Source organism: Vibrio sp. EJY3, from assembly GCF_000241385.1.
In the GTDB taxonomy this organism is placed as follows: domain Bacteria; phylum Pseudomonadota; class Gammaproteobacteria; order Enterobacterales; family Vibrionaceae; genus Vibrio; species Vibrio natriegens.
In genome coordinates this window covers 3,297,077-3,319,084 of the sequence record NC_016613.1, presented here as the reverse complement: position 1 = coordinate 3,319,084, position 22,008 = coordinate 3,297,077, and the positions used below count along the sequence as shown (strand labels likewise).

At 46.4% G+C, this 22,008-nt stretch carries 17 protein-coding genes; 11 read left to right on the top strand and 6 right to left on the bottom strand.

Features of this window, described 5'->3' with window-relative positions; genetic code table 11:
• Positions 1–23 precede the first annotated feature (23 nt).
• The 6 genes from rplK (at position 24) to rpoC (ending at position 10,942) form a co-directional block, all read left to right on the top strand.
• Positions 24–452 (top strand): 50S ribosomal protein L11, encoded by a 429-nt coding sequence (rplK, locus tag VEJY3_RS15055; protein ID WP_008078231.1) that lies wholly within the window; start codon positions 24–26, stop codon positions 450–452.
• Positions 453–456: 4 nt separating this feature from the next.
• The gene (rplA, locus tag VEJY3_RS15050) at positions 457–1,158 is read left to right on the top strand and encodes a 50S ribosomal protein L1 (protein ID WP_014233286.1); all 702 of its coding nucleotides are present in this window, start codon (positions 457–459) and stop codon (positions 1,156–1,158) included.
• A gap of 293 nt (positions 1,159–1,451) precedes the next feature.
• A complete protein-coding gene (rplJ, locus tag VEJY3_RS15045) occupies positions 1,452–1,946 on the top strand; it encodes a 50S ribosomal protein L10 (protein ID WP_014233285.1) in 495 nt (164 codons plus the stop codon).
• Positions 1,947–2,003: 57 nt separating this feature from the next.
• Positions 2,004–2,372, top strand: a complete 369-nt coding sequence (rplL, locus tag VEJY3_RS15040) for a 50S ribosomal protein L7/L12 (protein ID WP_014233284.1) — start codon at positions 2,004–2,006, stop codon at positions 2,370–2,372.
• Positions 2,373–2,623: 251 nt separating this feature from the next.
• Positions 2,624–6,652 carry a DNA-directed RNA polymerase subunit beta gene (gene rpoB / locus VEJY3_RS15035; protein WP_014233283.1) on the top strand — a complete coding sequence of 1,343 codons (4,029 nt, stop codon included), beginning with the start codon at positions 2,624–2,626 and terminating at the stop codon, positions 6,650–6,652.
• Positions 6,653–6,739: 87 nt separating this feature from the next.
• Positions 6,740–10,942 (top strand): DNA-directed RNA polymerase subunit beta', encoded by a 4,203-nt coding sequence (gene rpoC, locus VEJY3_RS15030; RefSeq protein WP_014233282.1) that lies wholly within the window; start codon positions 6,740–6,742, stop codon positions 10,940–10,942.
• Between the two features lie 146 nt (positions 10,943–11,088).
• Here the strand turns inward: rpoC and VEJY3_RS15025 are convergent, their stop codons facing one another.
• A complete protein-coding gene (locus VEJY3_RS15025) occupies positions 11,089–11,580 on the bottom strand; it encodes an Rsd/AlgQ family anti-sigma factor (RefSeq protein WP_014233281.1) in 492 nt (163 codons plus the stop codon).
• A gap of 178 nt (positions 11,581–11,758) precedes the next feature.
• Between VEJY3_RS15025 and nudC the strand changes: the two genes are divergently transcribed.
• Positions 11,759–12,553 carry an NAD(+) diphosphatase gene (gene nudC / locus VEJY3_RS15020; protein ID WP_014233280.1) on the top strand — a complete coding sequence of 265 codons (795 nt, stop codon included), beginning with the start codon at positions 11,759–11,761 and terminating at the stop codon, positions 12,551–12,553.
• A 251-nt stretch (positions 12,554–12,804) separates the two neighbouring features.
• Positions 12,805–13,872 carry a uroporphyrinogen decarboxylase gene (gene hemE, locus VEJY3_RS15015; protein ID WP_014233279.1) on the top strand — a complete coding sequence of 356 codons (1,068 nt, stop codon included), beginning with the start codon at positions 12,805–12,807 and terminating at the stop codon, positions 13,870–13,872.
• A gap of 219 nt (positions 13,873–14,091) precedes the next feature.
• Here hemE and VEJY3_RS15010 read toward each other — a convergent pair whose 3' ends face one another.
• Together VEJY3_RS15010 and VEJY3_RS15005 are read right to left on the bottom strand one after the other, a co-directional pair.
• A complete protein-coding gene (locus tag VEJY3_RS15010; RefSeq protein WP_014233278.1) occupies positions 14,092–14,664 on the bottom strand; it encodes a uracil-DNA glycosylase family protein in 573 nt (190 codons plus the stop codon).
• 7 nt (positions 14,665–14,671) lie between these two features.
• Positions 14,672–15,595 (bottom strand): D-2-hydroxyacid dehydrogenase, encoded by a 924-nt coding sequence (locus tag VEJY3_RS15005; protein ID WP_014233277.1) that lies wholly within the window; start codon positions 15,593–15,595, stop codon positions 14,672–14,674.
• 66 nt (positions 15,596–15,661) lie between these two features.
• Here VEJY3_RS15005 and VEJY3_RS15000 point away from each other — a divergent pair, with 66 nt between their 5' ends.
• Positions 15,662–16,249 (top strand): YjaG family protein, encoded by a 588-nt coding sequence (locus VEJY3_RS15000; protein WP_014233276.1) that lies wholly within the window; start codon positions 15,662–15,664, stop codon positions 16,247–16,249.
• 73 nt (positions 16,250–16,322) lie between these two features.
• On the opposite strand, the gene VEJY3_RS14995 is transcribed toward VEJY3_RS15000, so the two are convergent.
• Entirely contained in the window at positions 16,323–17,450 is a 1,128-nt protein-coding gene (locus VEJY3_RS14995) for a CNNM domain-containing protein (RefSeq protein WP_014233275.1), read from the bottom strand.
• A 253-nt stretch (positions 17,451–17,703) separates the two neighbouring features.
• Between VEJY3_RS14995 and hupA the strand changes: the two genes are divergently transcribed.
• Both hupA and VEJY3_RS14985 read left to right on the top strand, forming a co-directional pair.
• Positions 17,704–17,976 carry a nucleoid-associated protein HU-alpha gene (gene hupA, locus VEJY3_RS14990; protein ID WP_005433627.1) on the top strand — a complete coding sequence of 91 codons (273 nt, stop codon included), beginning with the start codon at positions 17,704–17,706 and terminating at the stop codon, positions 17,974–17,976.
• Positions 17,977–18,015: 39 nt separating this feature from the next.
• Positions 18,016–18,714, top strand: coding sequence for a DUF1481 domain-containing protein (locus VEJY3_RS14985; protein ID WP_014233274.1), 699 nt, complete (start codon positions 18,016–18,018; stop codon positions 18,712–18,714).
• A gap of 71 nt (positions 18,715–18,785) precedes the next feature.
• Here the strand turns inward: VEJY3_RS14985 and purD are convergent, their stop codons facing one another.
• Both purD and purH read right to left on the bottom strand, forming a co-directional pair.
• On the bottom strand, positions 18,786–20,075 hold the full coding sequence (purD, locus tag VEJY3_RS14980; RefSeq protein WP_014233273.1) for a phosphoribosylamine--glycine ligase: 1,290 nt from the start codon (positions 20,073–20,075) through the stop codon (positions 18,786–18,788).
• Positions 20,076–20,293: 218 nt separating this feature from the next.
• Positions 20,294–21,886 (bottom strand): bifunctional phosphoribosylaminoimidazolecarboxamide formyltransferase/IMP cyclohydrolase, encoded by a 1,593-nt coding sequence (purH, locus tag VEJY3_RS14975; protein ID WP_014233272.1) that lies wholly within the window; start codon positions 21,884–21,886, stop codon positions 20,294–20,296.
• Positions 21,887–22,008: the final 122 nt, after the last annotated feature.

The following is a 22,008-nucleotide window of genomic DNA, read 5'->3' as shown; positions in this document are numbered from 1 at the left end:
AGTACCCAAATTTAGGAATTATCATGGCTAAGAAAGTTGAAGCTTACATCAAGCTACAAGTTGCTGCTGGTATGGCTAACCCTAGTCCACCAGTAGGTCCTGCACTAGGTCAACACGGTGTTAACATCATGGAATTCTGTAAAGCGTTCAACGCGAAAACAGAATCTATCGAGAAAGGTCTACCGACTCCAGTAGTTATCACTGTTTACAACGACCGTTCTTTCACGTTCGTAACTAAGACTCCACCTGCTGCTGTTCTACTTAAGAAAGCTGCTGGCGTTAAGTCTGGTTCAGGTCGTCCAAACACTGAAAAAGTTGGTACTGTAACTGACGCTCAAATCCAAGAAATCGCAGAAACTAAAGCTGCTGATATGACTGGTGCTGACATCGAAGCGATGAAACGCTCAATCGCTGGTACTGCTCGTTCAATGGGCCTAGTGGTAGAGGGTTAAGATCATGGCAAAACTAACTAAGCGCATGCGCGTAATCCGCGAAAAAGTTGACGTAACTAAAGAATACGAAATCAACGAAGCTGTTGCTCTTCTTCAAGAACTAGCGACTGCTAAATTCGTTGAGTCTGTAGACGTTGCTGTTAACCTAGGCATCGATGCTCGTAAATCTGACCAGAACGTACGTGGTGCAACTGTACTACCTCACGGTACTGGCCGCGAAATCCGCGTTGCAGTGTTCACTCAAGGTGCAAACGCTGAAGCAGCTAAAGAAGCTGGCGCAGACATCGTTGGTATGGAAGATCTTGCTGAGCAAGTGAAGAAAGGCGAAATGAACTTTGACGTAGTTGTTGCTTCTCCAGATGCAATGCGCGTTGTAGGTCAACTAGGTACTATCCTAGGTCCTCGCGGTCTAATGCCTAACCCTAAAGTTGGTACTGTAACTCCTAACGTTGCTGAAGCTGTTAAGAACGCTAAAGCTGGTCAGGTTCGTTACCGTAACGACAAAAACGGCATCATCCACACTACTATCGGTAAAGCTAACTTCTCTGCAGAGCAGATCAAAGAGAACCTAGAGTCTCTTCTAATCGCTCTTAAGAAAGCTAAGCCATCTTCAGCGAAAGGTACTTTCCTGAAGAAAGTAAGCATCTCTACTACTATGGGTGCTGGTGTTGCTGTTGATCAGGCTAGCCTGAACACTCAAGCATAATTTATTTGCTTAGGTGCAAAATTAGTGTATAATTTTGCGCCTAATATTTGTGGTTGGGGCTGAACTTTGGTTCTTTGAACTGTCTCCTAGTTCGAATTGAATTAAGACCCAGTCTCCGTCCAAGACCGTAGGTGTTTGTTAATTTACAAACTTAATTGCCCTACGTAGATGGTGCCCGAACTGACAGAAAGCTCTATATTTTAATAGTTAACTTTCTTCTGGGAAGCACCTAAATAGCTCTCACTGTCGTGATGATAGTGAGTGGTGTAACGACAACCAGGAGTAAATCCAAGATGGCTTTAAACCTTCAAGACAAAAAAGCAATTGTTGCTGAAGTCAACGAAGCTGCCAGTGGTGCACTTTCTGCAGTTGTAGCTGATTCTCGTGGCGTTCAAGTTGGCGCGATGACTTCTCTACGTAAACAAGCTCGTGAAGCTGGTGTTTACATGAGAGTTGTTCGTAACACACTTGCTCGTCGTGCGGTTGAAGGTACTGAGTACGAGTGTCTAACTGACACTTTCACTGGTCCTACTCTAATCGCGTTCTCTAACGAGCACCCAGGTGCTGCAGCGCGTCTTTTCAAAGACTTCGCTAAAGAGAACAAAGACTTCGAGATCAAAGCTGCTGCATTTGAAGGCGCGCTAACTGACGCTGAAGTACTAGCGACACTACCAACTTACGACGAAGCAATCGCACGCCTAATGATGTGCATGAAAGAAGCTTCTGCTGGCAAGCTGGTACGTACCTTCGCTGCTATCCGCGATCAAAAAGAAGAAGCAGCGGCGTAAGCCTTGCTTTTTACTGGTTGCTTAATAAACTTATTGTTGACTTAAAAGAGAATTGTTATGTCTATTACTAACGAGCAAATCCTAGACGCAGTTGCAGAAATGTCTGTAATGCAAGTTGTTGAACTAATCGAAGCAATGGAAGAGAAATTCGGTGTTTCTGCTGCTGCTGCTGTTGTAGCTGGCGGCGCTGCTGCAGGCGAAGCTGCTGCTGAGCAAACTGAATTCGACGTAATCCTAGAAGCTGCTGGCGGTAACAAAGTTGCTGTAATCAAAGCAGTACGTGGCGCAACTGGCCTAGGTCTTAAAGAAGCTAAAGCTCTTGTAGACGGCGCTCCAGCACCTCTTAAAGAAGGTGTTGACAAAGCAGAAGCTGACGCTCTTAAAGCTCAGCTAGAAGAAGCTGGTGCAACTGTTGCTGTTAAGTAATTATTGCATAGTTTCTTAGCCTAACGGCTAATTGGCTGGTGGTTTTTTAACCACCGGCCTTTTTGCGCTGTAGGGTATAGGTGAATTTTCCCGCTGTTTAAGCGCCTTATACCCATGCAAAAAACATTTCATTCTATCGAAATGAAATGTCACTACAGTAAACAGCTATTTAGTCACTGTCCCTTACCCCCCTTAAGTAACTAGGAGCGGGCGGACAGTTTGGGTCACTTATCAGCGAGCTGAGGAACCCCATGGTTTACTCTTATACCGAGAAAAAGCGCATCCGTAAGGACTTTGGTACTCGTCCACAAGTTTTGGACATTCCATACCTGCTATCGATCCAGCTCGATTCGTTCGACAAATTTATCGAACAGGATCCTGAAGGTCAATACGGTCTTGAAGCCGCTTTCCGTTCTGTATTTCCAATTCAGAGCTACAACGGCAATTCTGAGCTGCAATACGTTAGCTACCGTCTTGGTGAGCCAGTTTTTGACGTTAAAGAATGTCAAATCCGCGGTGTAACTTACTCAAAGCCACTACGTGTAAAACTACGCCTAGTTATCTTTGATAAAGACGCGCCAGCAGGTACTGTAAAAGACATTAAAGAACAAGAAGTCTACATGGGTGAAATTCCACTCATGACAGACAATGGTACCTTCGTAATCAACGGTACCGAGAGGGTTATCGTATCCCAGCTGCACCGAAGCCCAGGCGTGTTCTTCGACAGCGATAAGGGTAAGACCCACTCATCAGGTAAAGTTCTATACAACGCACGTGTTATTCCTTACCGTGGTTCATGGCTTGATTTCGAGTTTGATCCTAAGGATAACCTGTACGTACGTATCGACCGCCGTCGTAAGCTACCAGCATCGATCATCCTTCGTGCACTAGGTAAATCGACTGAAGAAATCCTAGATATCTTCTTCGAGAAAGTGAACTTCGAAGTGAAAGACCAAACTCTACTGATGGAGTTGGTTCCTGATCGTCTACGCGGTGAAACTGCGTCATTCGACATCGAAGCAGATGGTAAAGTTTACGTTGAGCAAGGTCGTCGCGTAACGGCTCCCCATATCCGCCAACTAGAAAAAGATGGCGTTGATCACATCGAAGTACCAGTTGAGTACATCGTTGGTAAAGTTGCATCGAAAGATTACATCAACGAAGCAACAGGCGAGATCATTGTTACTGCTAACCAGGAAATCAGCCTGGAAGCACTAGCGAACCTATCTCAGGCTGGCCACAAAGCGCTAGAAGTTCTGTTTACGAACGATCTAGACCACGGTCCGTTCATGTCAGAAACACTACGTATCGACAGCACTGTTGATCGTATTTCTGCATTGGTAGAAATCTACCGCATGATGCGCCCTGGTGAGCCGCCAACAAAAGAAGCTGCAGAAGCATTATTCGAAAGCCTATTCTTCTCTGAAGAGCGTTACGATCTATCGACTGTTGGTCGTATGAAGTTCAACAGCTCTATCGGTCGTGAGGATGCTCAAGAGCAAGGCACTCTGGACGAAACTGATATCGTCGAAGTGATGAAGAAGCTTATCGCGATCCGTAACGGTAAAGGTGAAGTGGACGATATCGACCACCTAGGCAACCGTCGTATCCGTTCTGTAGGCGAAATGGCTGAGAACCAGTTCCGTGTAGGTTTAGTACGTGTTGAGCGTGCAGTTAAAGAGCGTCTAAGCCTAGGCGATCTTGATGCTGTTATGCCTCAAGACTTGATCAACGCGAAGCCAATTTCTGCAGCAGTTAAAGAATTCTTTGGCTCTTCACAGCTTTCACAGTTCATGGACCAAAACAACCCGTTATCAGAAGTAACGCACAAGCGTCGTATTTCTGCATTGGGTCCTGGCGGTCTAACTCGTGAACGTGCTGGCTTCGAAGTACGTGACGTACACGTAACTCACTACGGTCGTCTATGTCCTATCGAAACGCCTGAAGGTCCAAACATCGGTCTGATCAACTCTCTATCTGCGTTTGCGCGTTGTAACGAGTACGGTTTCCTAGAGACTCCATACCGTCGCGTTGTAGATGGCGTTGTTACAGACGAAGTAGATTACCTATCTGCAATCGAAGAAGGCCAATTCGTTATCGCACAGGCTAACGCTGCGTTGACTGAAGAAGGTACGTTTGCAGATGAGCTGATCACAGCTCGTCAGAAAGGTGAATCTGGTCTACACCCTCGTGAGCACGCTCAGTACATGGACGTTGCGACAAACCAGGTTGTATCTATCGCTGCATCGCTTATCCCGTTCCTAGAACACGATGATGCGAACCGTGCATTGATGGGTGCGAACATGCAACGTCAGGCAGTTCCAACACTGAAAGCTGACAAACCGCTTGTTGGTACTGGTATTGAACGTAACGTAGCCGTTGACTCAGGTGTAACTGCAGTTGCGAAACGTGGTGGTGTAATCCAGTCAGTAGATGCTTCTCGTATCGTTGTTAAAGTGAACGAAGAAGAGCTAGTACCAGGCGAAGCTGGTATCGACATCTACAACCTGACTAAATACACACGTTCTAACCAGAACACATGTATTAACCAGCGCCCATGTGTGATGCCAGGTGAACCTGTATCACGCGGCGACGTACTTGCTGATGGTCCTTCAACAGACCTTGGTGAGCTAGCGCTTGGTCAAAACATGCGTATCGCGTTCATGCCTTGGAACGGTTACAACTTCGAAGACTCGATCTTAGTATCTGAGCGCGTAGTTCAAGAAGACCGCTTCACGACAATCCACATTCAAGAACTGACTTGTGTGGCACGTGATACTAAGCTGGGCTCTGAAGAGATCACAGCGGATATTCCAAACGTAGGTGAATCTGCTCTGTCTAAACTAGACGAGTCAGGTATCGTTTACATCGGTGCTGAAGTTAAGGGTGGCGACATCCTGGTTGGTAAAGTAACACCTAAAGGTGAAACTCAGCTGACTCCTGAAGAGAAGCTACTACGTGCGATCTTCGGTGAAAAAGCATCTGATGTTAAAGATACGTCACTACGTGTACCGAACTCTGTATCAGGTACGATCATCGACGTTCAAGTCTTCACTCGCGATGGCGTAGAGAAAGACAAGCGTGCGCTTGAAATCGAACAGATGCAGCTTAAAGAAGCGAAGAAAGACCTAACTGAAGAATTCCAGATTCTTGAGGGTGGCCTTCTAAACCGTGTTAAAGCTGTTCTGATTGAAGGCGGTTACTCTGAAGCGAAACTAGAGTCTACTGAACGTAAGAAGTGGCTAAAGCTAACGCTGGAAGATGACGCACTACAAACTCAGCTAGAGCAGCTTGCTGAGCAGTGGGACGAGCTAAAAGCTGACTTCGATAAGAAGTTCGAAACTAAGCGTCGTAAGATCACTCAAGGTGATGATCTAGCACCTGGCGTACTGAAGATCGTTAAGGTTTACCTAGCGGTTAAACGTCGTATCCAGCCTGGTGATAAGATGGCCGGCCGTCACGGTAACAAGGGTGTAATCTCTAAGATCAACCCTGTTGAAGACATGCCATACGATGAAAAAGGTCAGCCTGTAGACATCGTACTTAACCCACTGGGTGTACCTTCGCGTATGAACATCGGTCAGATCCTAGAAGTTCACTTAGGTCTGGCAGCGAAAGGTATCGGTGACAAGATCAACCAGATGGTTAAAGAGCAGCAAGAACTAGCGAAATTCCGCGAGTTCCTACAAAAAGTTTACGATCTAGGTGAGACTCGCCAGAAAGTAGACGTTGCTTCTCTGTCTGATGATGAAGTTCGTACACTGATCAAGAACCTGCGTGGCGGTCTACCAATCGCGACGCCAGTATTTGACGGTGCTTCTGAGCATCTAATCAAAGAGCTTCTAAAACTAGCAGACCTACCAACATCTGGTCAGCTAACGCTGTTTGATGGTCGCACAGGTGATGCGTTTGAGCGTCCTGTAACTGTTGGTTACATGTACATGCTGAAACTGAACCACCTTGTTGATGACAAGATGCACGCTCGTTCAACTGGTTCGTACAGCCTAGTAACTCAGCAACCACTTGGTGGTAAAGCTCAGTTCGGTGGTCAGCGTTTCGGTGAGATGGAAGTATGGGCACTAGAAGCATACGGTGCTGCTTACACTCTACAAGAAATGCTAACTGTTAAGTCGGATGACGTTAACGGCCGTACTAAGATGTACAAGAACATCGTAGACGGAAGCCACAGCATGGAACCTGGTATGCCAGAATCGTTCAACGTATTGTTGAAAGAGATTCGCTCGCTAGGTATCAACATCGAGCTAGAAGACGAAGAGTAATCCCTTTCTCATTTGAGAAAAGTGATTATCTGGTAGAAAGCAGCTAGCGCTTGGCTGGCTGCTTTTAACTCCTTACAGGAGCTGATTGTGAAAGACTTATTAAACTTTCTAAAAGCACAGCATAAGACCGAAGAGTTTGATGCAATCAAAATCGGTCTATCTTCACCAGACATGATCCGTTCATGGTCTTTCGGTGAAGTTAAAAAACCTGAAACGATCAACTATCGTACGTTCAAACCTGAACGCGATGGTCTGTTCTGTGCGCGTATTTTTGGTCCAGTTAAAGACTACGAATGTCTTTGTGGTAAATACAAGCGCCTGAAGCACCGTGGTGTTATCTGTGAGAAGTGTGGTGTAGAAGTTACACAAACTAAAGTTCGTCGTGACCGTATGGGCCACATCGAGCTTGCTTCACCAGTAGCTCACATCTGGTTCCTAAAATCGCTACCGTCTCGTATCGGTCTACTAATGGATATCCCTCTACGTGATATCGAACGTGTTCTTTACTTCGAAATGTACGTAGTAACTGAACCAGGTATGACTGATCTAGAAAAGAGTCAGATGCTTACTGAAGAAGAGTATCTAGACCGTCTAGAAGAGTGGGGCGACGAGTTCACTGCTAAGATGGGTGCAGAAGCTATCAAGGACCTTCTAGGTTCTATGGATATGCACGCTGAAGCGGAACAAATGCGCGAAGAGTTAGAAACGACTAACTCTGAAACTAAGCGTAAGAAAGTTACTAAGCGTTTGAAGCTGGTAGAAGCGTTTATTCAATCTGGTAATAACCCAGAGTGGATGATCCTGACTGTACTTCCTGTACTTCCGCCAGATCTACGTCCTCTAGTACCACTAGATGGCGGTCGCTTTGCGACTTCTGATCTAAACGATCTATACCGTCGTGTGATCAACCGTAACAACCGTTTGAAGCGTCTTCTAGAGCTAGCGGCTCCGGACATCATCGTACGTAACGAAAAACGTATGCTGCAAGAGTCTGTTGATGCGCTACTAGATAACGGTCGTCGTGGTCGTGCGATCACAGGTTCGAACAAGCGTCCTCTGAAATCTCTTGCTGATATGATCAAGGGTAAACAAGGTCGTTTCCGTCAGAACCTTCTAGGTAAACGTGTAGACTACTCTGGCCGTTCTGTAATCACAGTAGGTCCATACCTTCGTCTGCACCAGTGTGGTCTTCCTAAGAAGATGGCACTTGAGCTATTCAAACCATTCATCTACAGCAAGCTAGAGACTCGTGGTCTTGCGACTACAATCAAAGCTGCTAAGAAAATGGTAGAGCGTGAAGAAGCGGTTGTTTGGGATATCCTGGACGAAGTAATCCGTGAACACCCAGTACTATTGAACCGTGCACCTACACTTCACCGTCTAGGTATCCAGGCGTTCGAACCAGTACTAATCGAAGGTAAAGCGATTCAGCTACACCCACTTGTGTGTGCGGCGTACAACGCGGACTTCGATGGTGACCAAATGGCGGTTCACGTACCTCTAACTCTAGAGGCACAGCTTGAAGCTCGTACTCTGATGATGTCGACAAACAACATTCTGTCGCCAGCGTCAGGTGATCCGATCATCGTACCTTCTCAGGACGTTGTATTGGGTCTGTACTACATGACTCGTGAAAAGATCAACGTGAAAGGTGAAGGCATGTACCTTTCTGGCCCAGCAGAGGCTGAGAAAGCATACCGCACTAAACAAGCTGAACTTCACGCACGCGTTAAAGTACGTATTACTGAAACAGTCGTAGACGAAGACGGCAACAGCACAACATCTACTGGTATGGTTGATACCACTATCGGTCGTGCAATGCTTTGGCAAATCGTGCCAGCTGGTCTTCCGTACAGCATCGTTAACCAAAAGCTAGGTAAGAAACAAATCTCTAACCTACTTAACGAGGCGTACCGTAAGTTAGGTCTGAAAGACACAGTAATCTTCGCTGACCAAATCATGTACGCAGGTTTTGCTTACGCAGCACTATCTGGTGTATCTGTTGGTATCGACGATATGGTTGTACCGCCAGCTAAGTACACTGAAATCGCAGAAGCGGAAGAAGAAGTACGTGAAATCCAGGAACAATACCAATCTGGTCTTGTTACTGCGGGCGAACGCTACAACAAAGTTATCGATATCTGGGCATCGACCAACGACCGCGTTGCGAAAGCAATGATGGAGAACCTGTCATCTGAAACGGTAGTTAACCGTGACGGTGAAGAGGAACAACAAGAGTCGTTCAACAGCATCTACATGATGGCCGACTCAGGTGCTCGTGGTTCTGCAGCACAGATTCGTCAGCTTGCGGGTATGCGTGGTCTGATGGCGCGTCCAGATGGTTCAATCATCGAAACGCCGATCACAGCGAACTTTAAAGAAGGTCTAAACGTACTTCAGTACTTTATCTCAACGCACGGTGCTCGTAAGGGTCTTGCGGATACGGCACTGAAAACAGCGAACTCGGGTTACCTAACTCGTCGTCTAGTAGACGTTGCTCAAGACGTTGTTGTAACTGAACATGACTGTGGCACTCACGAGGGTGTTGACATGATGCCTCATATCGAGGGTGGTGATGTTAAAGTTGCACTTTCTGAGCTAGCTCTAGGTCGTGTAGTTGCTGAAGACGTTCTAAAACCTGGTACTGAAGATGTTCTTATTCCACGTAACACCCTGATCGATGAGAAGTGGTGTCAAATCATGGAAGAGAACTCAGTAGACAGCATGAAAGTACGTTCTGTTGTTACTTGTGATTCTGACTTCGGTTGTTGTGCACAGTGTTACGGTCGTGACCTAGCACGTGGTCACCTAGTGAACCAAGGTGAAGCAGTAGGCGTTATCGCTGCTCAGTCTATCGGTGAGCCGGGTACACAGCTTACGATGCGTACGTTCCACATCGGTGGTGCGGCATCGACAGCAGCAGCAGAAAACAGCGTTCAAGCGAAGAACAACGGTTCTATCAAGCTACACAACGCTAAATCAGTAGTGGCAGATGACGGTAAGATCGTTATCACTTCTCGTGCGACTGAACTAACCATCATTGATGAGTTTGGCCGTACTAAAGAGAAGCACAAACTGCCTTACGGTACACTACTAAGCAAAGGCGACGGTGACACAGTTCAAGCTGGTGAAACTGTAGCTAACTGGGAAGCGCACACACTACCAATCATCACTGAAGTAGCGGGTCGCATCCAGTTCGTAGACATGATCGACGGTGTAACAGTTTCTCGCCAAACAGATGACCTAACAGGTCTATCTTCAAGCGAAGTAACTGACGCAGCAGCGCGTCCATCTGCAGGTAAAGATATGCGTCCAGCTATCAAACTTGTTGATGAGCAAGGTAACGATGTAATGATCCCTGGTACTGATATGCCAGCTCACTACTTCCTACCTGGTAAAGCGATTGTAAACATCGAAGATGGCGCAGCAGTAGGCGTAGGTGCAACACTTGCACGTATTCCTCAGAAATCTGGCGGTAACAAAGATATCACCGGTGGTCTTCCACGCGTTGCTGACCTGTTCGAAGCACGTAAGCCTAAAGAGCCTGCGATCCTTGCTGAACACACAGGTACAGTTAGCTTCGGTAAAGAGACCAAAGGTAAGCGTCGTCTAGTGATCACTCGCGACAGCGGTGAAGCATACGAAGAGATGATTCCTAAGCATCGTCAGCTTAACGTTTTCGAAGGTGAGAAGGTTGAGCGTGGTGATGTAATCGCTGATGGTCCAGAGTCTCCACATGACATCCTACGTCTACGTGGCGTACACGCGGTAACTCAGTACATCGCTAACGAAGTACAAGAAGTTTACCGTCTACAAGGCGTTAAGATTAACGATAAGCACATTGAGACTATCGTTCGTCAAATGCTACGTAAGTGTACTATCACATTTGCTGGTGATTCTGAGTTCCTACCTGGTGAGCAAGTAGAATACTCACAAGTTAAGATTGCTAACCGTAATCTAGAAGCTGAAGGCAAAGAGCCTGCGCGTTTCGAACGTGAACTTCTAGGTATTACCAAAGCGTCTCTAGCGACTGAGTCGTTCATCTCTGCGGCATCGTTCCAGGAGACAACTCGCGTACTAACAGAAGCTGCGGTTTCTGGTAAGCGTGATGACCTACGTGGTCTGAAAGAGAACGTAATTGTTGGTCGTCTGATCCCAGCTGGTACTGGTTTCGCATACCACCAAGAGCGTCAAGCTAAACGTACTGAAGCGCAAGAAGGCCCGTCTGCTGAACAAGCAACGGATAACCTGGCAGCACTTCTAAACGCTGGCTTCTCTTCTGAAGAATAAGCCTCTGACGAGTCATCGTTAAGAGCGAAAAAAGGCACCCTCGGGTGCCTTTTTTAATATTTATGTACCGTCCTAAACAAAAAAGGATTGATGCTTTCACATCAACCCTTCATTTCAATAGCTGCTATAGATTAGCCAGAGTTCGTTTAAGCCCCTGGTGGCATTGCTAAACTATCAGAGATCTGTTGAATCAATTGATCTTCTACTTCGAAACGAGTCTCAAGAATCTCTCCTACCAGGGACATATCCGAGTTAAAGTCTGGTAACTCGTCGTCTTCTGTTACTTCAGAGTATTTATCGTTAAAGTTCAGCAGTGGCTCAGTCGTAATGACGATTTTTCCGTACGTCTGATTGATTTCGTCTGTCACGATAAAGCCGGTCGATTTCCATCGATCCATGACCATATCGTAAATTTTGAAATGGCCTTCAGAGATATAGTCGACCAGGTGTTGGCAGAAGTTTTGCAGCTCGGAAGGGGTAGGAAGTTCAATCACGTTAGTTTTCGAACAAGGTTGCAGCGCTGCAAGCTTACAGTATTCAACGATCAGCGATTGTCTCGTTTCTAACCAATGATCAATGACATCACTGGAGCCACCCCACTGGTCTTGTGTTTGTTTGAATTTTTTTAGCATGACCATGCCCTCATGATCGGTTCGCCATTTGGCAAACGTATCCTTTGCATAGCAAAGTTAGTAAAGTTATTACAAACTCTTGTCCTTACTAAAATTTATAGTTTCATATTTACCTAACGATAAACTCTAGTATGAAATTAGATTGCCAGTAAAATGGTTGAACTTCAAGCAAAGGGAGGGTGTCATGTTAAGAAAAGGTGATGTTAACCGCGTAGAAAATGCGCATTGGTGTGTTGTTTCAGGAAGTGAAATTTGGCTGGTGGATGGTGCTGTTCCTTTTGGTTCTGCGGAACAGTTCGCATTGCCGGAGGCGAGTGCAAGAAAAATTGGTGAGTATCAACAACATCCGGTTATGTGGATAAACCTGGCCGATCTTGAGCAAGACTTACCGATGACTTCATTGCGAGATTGCCTGCATTTCCCTGAAGCGCTCTTTTTGCTGCTAAGTAAGGCTATTCAGTATGGACACATGACGCAAAGTCTGCGTTTTTGTCCTCAATGCGGGGGAAGGAACTTCATCAATAATAATCAGCTCGCAATGCAATGTGGCGAGTGCAGAACGCTACACTACCCACGCATCTTCCCTTGCATTATTGTCGCTGTACGTAAAGATAAGCAGATTTTATTAGCGCAGCACCCAAGACATAGAAATGGTATGTATACCGTCATAGCGGGCTTTCTGGAGGTCGGAGAGACCTTAGAAGAGTGTGTTGCGCGCGAAATACATGAAGAAACCGGTGTATACGTAAAAAATATTCGTTACTTCGGTAGCCAACCTTGGGCGTTTCCATCCAGCATGATGATGGCATTTCTGGCCGACTATGAGTCGGGAGAGTTGAATCCAGACTACACAGAACTATCAGACGCACAGTGGTTTAACGTTGATGACATGCCAGATGTCGCTCCAAAAGGCACGATTGCTCGAGCGTTAATAGAGCAAACTCTGCAAGATATTAAAGCTAATCACCTGGGCAAATAGATAAAAAAAACCCTCCGAGAGGGAGGGGGTAAGTAAGATGTCGTTATGAGATGCCGAGTACTGGGTACTCAGTTTATAATTGTAGTTTTCGCTAGCGAACAAATTTTTAACACTGATACGGATTGGGTGCAAATTAAGCATTGATTTAAAAGTTGATAACATGATCCAGGTTGCAAAGCACACAGCTATTGGCTTCAAATCAGTGATAGAATACTCCCTTTCAAAGAAAGCCTAACAATTGGAATTACGGAATGACTGAATTAAAAAATGATCGTTATCTACGTGCACTACTAAAAGAGCCTGTAGATTACACGCCAGTATGGATGATGCGTCAGGCAGGTCGTTACCTACCAGAATACAAAGCAACACGTGCACAAGCGGGCGATTTCATGTCTTTGTGTAAAAATGCGGAGCTGGCGTCTGAAGTAACGCTTCAACCTCTACGCCGTTTTCCTCTTGATGCAGCAATCTTGTTCTCAGATATCCTGACGATCCCTGATGCAATGGGACTTGGTCTGCGCTTTGCTGCGGGTGAAGGCCCGGTGTTTGATAACCCAATCACTTGCAAAGCGGACGTGGAAAAAATTGGTCTTCCAGATCCAGAAGGTGAGCTGCAATACGTGATGAACGCAGTGCGTCAGATCCGTAAAGACCTAAAGGGTGAAGTGCCACTGATTGGTTTCTCGGGCAGCCCATGGACACTCGCGACTTACATGGTTGAGGGTAGTAGCTCGAAAGCGTTCACTAAGATCAAGAAGATGATGTACGCAGAGCCACAAACACTGCATCTATTGCTTGATAAGCTTGCTGACAGCGTCATTGAATACCTGAATGCACAAATCAAAGCGGGTGCGCAATCGGTGATGGTATTTGATACATGGGGCGGAGTACTGACTCCTCGTGACTACAACTTGTTCTCACTGCAATACATGCACAAGATCGTTGATGGCCTGATTCGTGAAAATGACGGTCGTCGCGTACCAGTAACGCTATTCACTAAGAATGGTGGCATGTGGCTAGAGCAAATCGCAGCAACAGGCTGTGATGCAGTTGGCCTGGACTGGACGATCAACATCGCAGACGCGAAAGCACGCATCGGTGACAAAGTCGCATTGCAAGGCAATATGGATCCATCAATGCTTTACGCATCACCTGAGCGTATCCGTGAAGAAGTTGCTGACATCCTGGAAGGTTTTGGCGATGCGGGCACAGGCCATGTGTTTAACCTTGGCCACGGCATTCACCTAGATGTTCCGCCAGAAAACGCAGGCGTATTTGTGGAAGCAGTGCACGAGTTATCTAAGCCGTACCACAAATAATCCCTATTTTTTGAAATCTATACCGGCATCTATTGCCGGTATTTTTTTGCCTGAAATTTACCGGTGTACAGCTCTTATAGTATTTGGCCTACTATGATCTAATTACTCCAAAATCTGAGCGTGATATTTTATTTTCAGTTAAAACAATTATTTATGTTATTGGCCTGCTTGTGTCTTTTTACTATGTACAGGTAAAGCAGTGTTTAGAACATGGGTAACCTAAAGCATCGAATGAATGCGACTTTGCAGGTAAGGGACGACGTCTGCCTCAAACCATGGGTTCTTTTTAAGCCATAACGTATTGCGTGGTGAAGGGTGAGGTAGAGGGATAAAGTCCGGTTCCCAGTCTTGCCAATGTTGAACCGTTTCGGTCAGTGTTTTGGGCTTATTAGTCAGGTAGTAGTTCTGTGAATATTGGCCGATGAGTAATGTCAGTTCGATATTTGGCAGTTGTTGCAGCAGCTTTTGGTGCCAGGCTGGCGCGCATTCCTTACGTGGAGGCAGGTCTCCGGATCGTCCCTTACCCGGATAACAAAACCCCATTGGAATAATGGCAACTTTGGTCGGGTCGTAGAAGGTGTCCTTATCGATATCTAGCCACTGACGTAGCCGGTCACCACTTGGGTCATTCCACGGAATGGACGTGTTGTGGACCCGAGTACCAGGAGCCTGACCAATAATCAGTAATCGGGCTTCTTTTGCCGCTTGTACGACAGGGTTTGCGCCTAGCGGTAAATCGCTGGCGCAAAGCTGACAGGCTCTAACTTGCTTCAGTAGTGCGTCTAGTGACATGAACGAATTAATATCCTTTATCGAAATCGACTTGGTAGTTGAGTGTGAATCCATCTCGCCAGTTTAGGTAATTCTCGACAAATATCTCCACCACTTGTTCCGGGAAGCTGAGAGCGGCAATGTGCGGTGTGAGCGTAATTTGCGGCAATCTCCAGAAAGGATGCTCCTTGGGAAGTGGTTCTTGCTCAAAAACATCCAGAATCGCGTGTTCTATCCAGCGGTTTTTAATCGCCAGTAAGAGTCCCTTGTCCTCGAGCACATCCCCGCGTCCGACATTAATCAGTATGGCTTGGTTTAGATGACAGAGCGTTTCGCTATTAAGCAGGTAAAGGGTCTCTGGTGTACTTGGCAAGGTGTTGACGACGATGTCTGCTTGCTTAAGGGCGCTCGTAAGTTCATTGATATGAAAAGTCTGGTTAAATTCCCCTCCTGAGGTTGGAATACCGGTGCGATTCACACCGATGGCCTCTATTCCCATGGCTCTAACCGTTTTGGCTAAGTAACTGCCTATGCTGCCAGTGCCGAGAATGACCATCTTTTTACTTTGCAGAGAAGTATAGAGGTGTGGCTGCCACTGTCGATTCTGTTGCTGCTGGTGGTAAAGGATAAAGTGACGATAGTGGCTAATACAGTAGCCAATCACATATTCGGCAATGAGCGGGCCAAAGATGCCTCGTACATTTGTGAGAGTATAATCCTGACGTAACTCAGGCGACATCAAGGTGTTTACGCCTGCAAACGTGGATTGTACCCAGTCAAGTTGTGAAAACTCGTCTAACCTTTGTGATAGCAGAGGTGGATCCGCCAGAACTATTTGAGCGTCATTCGGGTTATCCGTAAGGCTAAGATCAGGCAGGTTTTTCTCTGCCAACAATGTTTGGTAGGTGCTTTGATGCTCCGAGAGCAGGAAAATCTTATTTGGTTGCGGCATTAACTTTTTTCCCTGTGATGAATCAAGTACACTTTCGCTGTTTTTTTCTTCAATGATTGAGTGACTATGCTTAAGAATCCTCTTCAGGTTCGTTTGGAAAAACTAGAACCTTGGCAACAAATTACCTTTATGGCGTGTCTGTGCGAGCGCATGTATCCAAACTACGCAATGTTTTGTGAGAATACAGAATTTGCGGAACCGCGCGCTTACCGAGCGATTCTTGATAGTGTATGGGAAATTCTGACAGTTAAGAGCGCGAAAGTGAACTTTGAGCGTCAGTTAGAAAAACTAGAAGAGTTATTCCCAAGTGCCGATGAGTTTGATTTTTACGGTGTATACCCAGCAATGGACGCGTGTCAGGCGTTGTCTACACTGCTGCATGGTCTGTTGGATCGCGACTACCTTTTTGACTCAATGATTAAAGTGAGCCAACAGTCGGTACAAACTGTTGCGGATCTTGAGCAAGCTCAAGGGAGCGAGCCAATCACGAATGACAATCAAAAAGAAAACCAAGCTGTGTGTGAAGAATGGGACGTTCAGTGGGCGATTTTCCGTCCATTACGTGAGGCAGCAGAGCGCGATATTGGTTTGATTAAAGATCTGCGTGAAGAGCTACGAGAAGAGGGCGTTAGCAATATTGGTATTGCGTTATAACTCCTCTACGAAGAATATGAAAAAGGCATCCTACTGGATGCCTTTTTGCTGTGACTGCCGATAAATATTGAAACTACTTGGAGTCTGGCTTCGTTGCCTCGGTTGGTTCAGGCTTCGTTTCCTGATTCTCCAGTGGGGTCTCTTCTTCGTCATCATCTCGGCTTTCAATTACGCCGTACTTCTCTTTCCAGTTCTCCCAGCGCTGGTACGCCAGTTCTTGCATGTCTGTACTTTTGTCTGCTTCATCGATGATCTCTTCGCCTACAAGGTGCTCAAAGATATCTTCCAGCGTTACCAAGCCTTGTACAGTGCCGTACTCGTCAACCACAAGTGCCAATTGCAGGCGGTGAGTCATCATTTGGTCGAAGACTCTCGGTAGCGCTGTATTGTTCAGAACTACCTGAATAGGACGCATCACTTCACCAAGCTTCTTCTGACCGCTGCCAGACTGTTGCAGTTTAAACAGCTCCAAGCGGTGCACAAAGCCGATGATGTTGTCTTTCTGCTCGCTATAAATCAAAGGTCGAGAGAATGGCGTATCTTTGTGTTTCTCTAAAAACTGGTCAATCGTCTTAGTCGCGTTGACACGGAATACCACCGGGCGAGGCGTCATCACCTGAGTGACAGGTACATCTTGAATGCCAAGCAGGTTACTCAGAATTTTTGATTCGCCTTCTGCAAACTCGCCGCTTTCACGAGCAAGAATCGCCATCGCGGATAACTCATCACGCATCTTAGGCGCTACGTGGTTGCGAGCCAGGCGCTTGGTGATTTGCTCAGAGAACCAGACAAATGGTGTTAAGGCCCATACCATCCAGCGTAAAGCGACCGCAGCGGTTGGAGCGAGCTGGCGCCAGTAAGTTGCACCAATTGTCTTAGGTACGATTTCAGATAGAACCAAAATCGCCAAAGTCAGTACCGCAGAGAAGATGCCCAGCGCTTCGCTACCGAATACCACGGCAGCTTGTGCACCAGCTGTTGCTGCACCGATCGTGTGTGCAATGGTGTTAAGAGTCAGAATCGAGGCTAACGGGCGGTCGATGTCTGATTTAAGTTTAGAAAGCTGCTCAGCAGCAGGGTGCCCTTGTTGGTTGAGCTGTGCGATGTAACTTGGACTGATACTCAGTAATACTGCCTCCAGCACCGAACAGATAAACGAAATGCCGATAGCAATAGAGATATAAATGGATAACAGCAGCATAGTTGCCCTTGAAAGTCGTTAGATAGTAGTTGTTTGCGGCTATTATAGCCGAGTATGTGCGATATAAATTGCGCCAAATCCCTTGGAAAGCAAGGGAATTCGGATGCTATGTGGTAACAAATTGTGAGTTATTACTCATATTATGGCTAAAAGTACGTCATAAAATCGAAAGTTCACCTACAAACCTTTGCCAGATGGGGCATTTATGTTTTAGAGTGAGACGAATTCGATAACCTATAAGAAGGGAAACCTAATGAACAAGACCCAATTAATCGACTTTATCGCAGAAAAAGCAGACCTATCAAAAGCACAAGCAAAGGCTGCTCTTGAAGCGACTCTTGAAGGTGTAACTGGCGCACTTAAAGAGGGTGACCAAGTTCAACTAATTGGTTTTGGTACATTCAAAGTAAACCACCGTGCTGCACGTACTGGCCGTAACCCTAAGACTGGCGATGAGATTCAAATCGCAGCGGCTAACGTTCCTGCATTCGTAGCAGGTAAAGCACTGAAAGAATCAGTAAACTAAGTTAGAATGCACCGAGGTATCCTGCCTCGGTGCAATTTTATGAAAAAACAGCTATACACTTCTCTTCTCCTTGCTAGCCTTTCTCTCGTTGGCTGTTCATCTGTTGAAACCCCCAATCTAGAACAATTTACTCATTTCACTGGCGGTAAAACCGAAGGTGATGCAAGCAGTTTGTATTGGATGACGGAACGACTTACCCGAGTCAGTACAGCAGCAGACTATGTAACATCGGGTGATTACGGTTGGTACCAGAGTGATTATCGTTGGGATGCCGGAGAATTACGGGAGTTGACTCGAAAGGGTGACCAGATTGATGCCAAGCTTGGTATGGTACCTTTTCAAATCCACATCCGATTCAATAAAGATGGTGAAGCGGTTTATCAGCAATATCGAGTTAATAACAAAGTCCTGCCTTTGCAGCGTGACCAGCTAGCACGTTTTAAGTCTGAAGCTAACGATGTTGTTGCCTCTGTCAAAGAGCGCTCTCGCAACGGCCAGAGCCTGATTCAAGGTTACTGGGATGGGGAATCCTTAGAAGTTTGTGATGGCAAAGAGTTCACGACATTAGAGTTTAATCAAACGTTGCCGAAATTTGTCATTGACCGATTGGCTTCCGTTGATAGTTACATTGCCTTCATTGGTAAAGAGTCACGCAATAAAGTGACCGTTGATGAATTGCTTTTACTTAAAGATGATGAGTTTGATTGCGTTCAGCGACCTAAACTCATCGCTGAATAACCGTTCTTGCTTTTAATAATAAAAAAAGGCGCATTAAGCGCCTTATTATTTATAGCCAACTGATGTTGTTTTTATTTTGATTGCTCGCGTGCGATAGCGCGGTAGCCAATATCATTGCGATGGAACATACCATCCCAGCTGATCTGTTTCGCTAGCTCGTACGCGCGTTGCTGAGCTTCTGAAACGCTATGGCCAAGTGCTGTAGCACACAGTACGCGACCACCGTTTGTCACGACATCGCCGTCTTTGCTCTCTGTACCAGCATGGAAGACTTTCTCGCCTTCAACTTCGGTCTGAGGCAGGCCTGAAATTACATCGCCTTTGTTGTATGCCGCTGGGTAACCGCCTGCAGCTAGAACAATACCGATAGATGCGCGTGGATCCCATTTAGATTCCACTTGGTCAAGTTTCTTGTCCACAGCTGCCAGACAAAGTTCAACTAAATCTGACTGCATACGCATCATGATTGGTTGAGTTTCTGGATCGCCGAATCGACAGTTATATTCGATCACTTTTGGCGTGCCGTCTTGATCGATCATTAGGCCAGCGTATAGGAAACCTGTGTATGGGTTACCTTCTGCTGCCATACCGCGAACGGTTGGGTAAATGACTTCTTCCATAATGCGATTATGGATTTCTGGTGTAACCACTGGCGCTGGAGAGTAAGCACCCATACCACCTGTGTTAGGACCTGTATCTTTGTCACCTACGCGTTTGTGGTCTTGGCTGGTGGCCATTGGTAGTACGTTCTCACCATCAACCATCACGATGAAGCTTGCTTCTTCGCCATCCAGGAATTCTTCAATAACCACACGGCTACCAGCGTCACCAAAAGCGTTGCCAGCAAGCATGTCTTTGATTGCGTCTTCCGCTTCTTCTAGCGTCATTGCGACGATAACGCCTTTACCTGCAGCAAGGCCGTCAGCTTTCACAACGATTGGTGCGCCTTGCTCACGAACGTAAGCCAATGCAGGTTCAATCTCGGTGAAATTAGCGTAAGAACCCGTTGGGATCTTATGGCGTGCAAGAAAGTCTTTGGTGAACGCTTTTGAACCTTCAAGCTGAGCAGCAGCCTGAGTTGGGCCGAAAATTGGCAGGCCAGCTTCATTAAACGCATCAACGACACCAATTACAAGTGGTGCTTCAGGGCCAACGATAGTTAGCTCAATCGCATGTTCTTGTGCAAATGCAACCAGTGCTGCCGTGTCTTCTACGCCGATGTTGACGTTCTTCAATTTAGGCTCAAGAGCAGTACCAGCGTTACCAGGAGCAACGAATACCGTTTCAACATTTGGGTTTTGAGCGGCTTTCCAACCTAGTGCGTGTTCACGACCGCCTGCGCCGATAATCAATACATTCATTGTATTTTACCTTTGATAGCTTCGTCATATTGCCGATTTCAGCGTCAAACATGCTCACTTATAGCCATAAGCTCAGCGTGTTTTCCTTGAGCTAGGCAATCTGACTTTGCTCTAAAATTAAAATTTTTTAATTAATGTTGATAAGCAAAAGCGACAACACTAATGAAGAATTAAACGGATCAAAATGGCCCTAGGTCATCCCTAGAGCCATGTTCTGATTAGTGACGGAAGTGACGCATGCCTGTGAAGATCATCGCCATACCGTGCTCATCTGCTGCTGCAATAACTTCGTCATCGCGCATAGAGCCACCTGGCTGAATCACACACTTGATGCCCGCTTCGGCTGCCGCATCAATACCATCACGGAATGGGAAGAATGCGTCTGATGCCATTACGCTACCAGCGACTTCCAGACCTTCATCGGCTGCTTTAATACCAGCGATTTTTGCAGAGTAAACACGGCTCATTTGGCCAGCGCCCACGCCGATAGTCATGTCACCTTTTGCGTAAACGATCGCGTTTGATTTCACGAATTTCGCTACTTTCCAGCAGAATAGCGCGTCTTTTAGCTCTTCTTCTGTTGGCTGACGCTTAGACACGACTTTAAGGTCGTCCAGGCTTACCATGCCTTGGTCACGGTCTTGAACCAGCAGGCCGCCGTTAACGCGTTTAACATCAAAGCCAGTTGTCTTGGTTGTCCACTCACCGCACTCAAGCAGGCGAACGTTTTTCTTCGCTGCAACCACTTCGATAGCTTCCGCTGATACTGAAGGTGCAATAATGACTTCTACGAATTGGCGCTCAACAATCGCTGTTGCAGTTTCTGCGTCTAGCTCTTTGTTGAATGCGATGATGCCGCCGAATGCTGATGTTGGATCCGTTTGGTAAGCGCGGTTGTACGCTTCCAGGATGTCTTTACCTAGTGCTACACCACATGGGTTTGCGTGTTTCACGATCACACATGCTGGCTCGTCGAACTCTTTCACACACTCAAGCGCTGCATCAGTGTCAGCGATGTTGTTGTAAGAAAGTGCTTTACCTTGGATTTGGCGAGCAGTAGATACAGATGCTTCTTCCGGATTCGCTTCAACATAGAATGCTGCTGCTTGGTGGCTGTTCTCACCGTAGCGCATATCTTGTTTCTTCTCGAACTGCTGGTTGAAAGTGCGAGGGAATTTCGACTCTTCATCACCTTCTTTGTTCTCACCGTAAGATGGAACCATAGTGCCGAAGTAGTTTGCGATCATGCCGTCGTAAGATGCAGTATGCTCAAATGCAGCGATAGCAAGGTCGAAGCGAGTTTCCAGAGTCAGAGACTTGTCGTTTGCATCCATTTCAGCGATTACGCGATCGTAGTCTGAAGCGTTTACAACGATAGTCACGTCTTTGTGGTTTTTCGCAGCAGAGCGAACCATTGTTGGACCACCGATATCGATGTTCTCAACAGCGTCTTCTAGAGTACAGCCGTCTTTAGCAACAGTTTCTGCGAATGGGTATAGGTTAACGACAACCATGTCGATTGGATTGATGCCGTGTTTTTCCATCACTTCATCGTCCTGACCGCGACGGCCTAATACGCCACCGTGAACTTTCGGGTGAAGCGTTTTTACGCGACCGTCCATCATTTCTGGGAAACCAGTGTAGTCAGAGACTTCTGTTACTGCGATACCTTGCTCAGCAAGTAGGCGAGCTGTACCACCAGTAGATAGGATATCGACACCACGCTCAGCAAGAGCTTGTGCAAACTCAACAATACCTGTTTTGTCTGATACGCTGATTAGCGCGCGGCGAATAGGACGAGCGTTGTTCATGCTTCCATTTTCCTCAAATTCACGGAGTTAAAGATGTTTGCCAAAAATGAACTTGTTTTTACCTCTTGGGGTAAAATATTGGCCAGTTTTGGTAAAGACCTTTTCAGGCGTTTTCCTGTCAG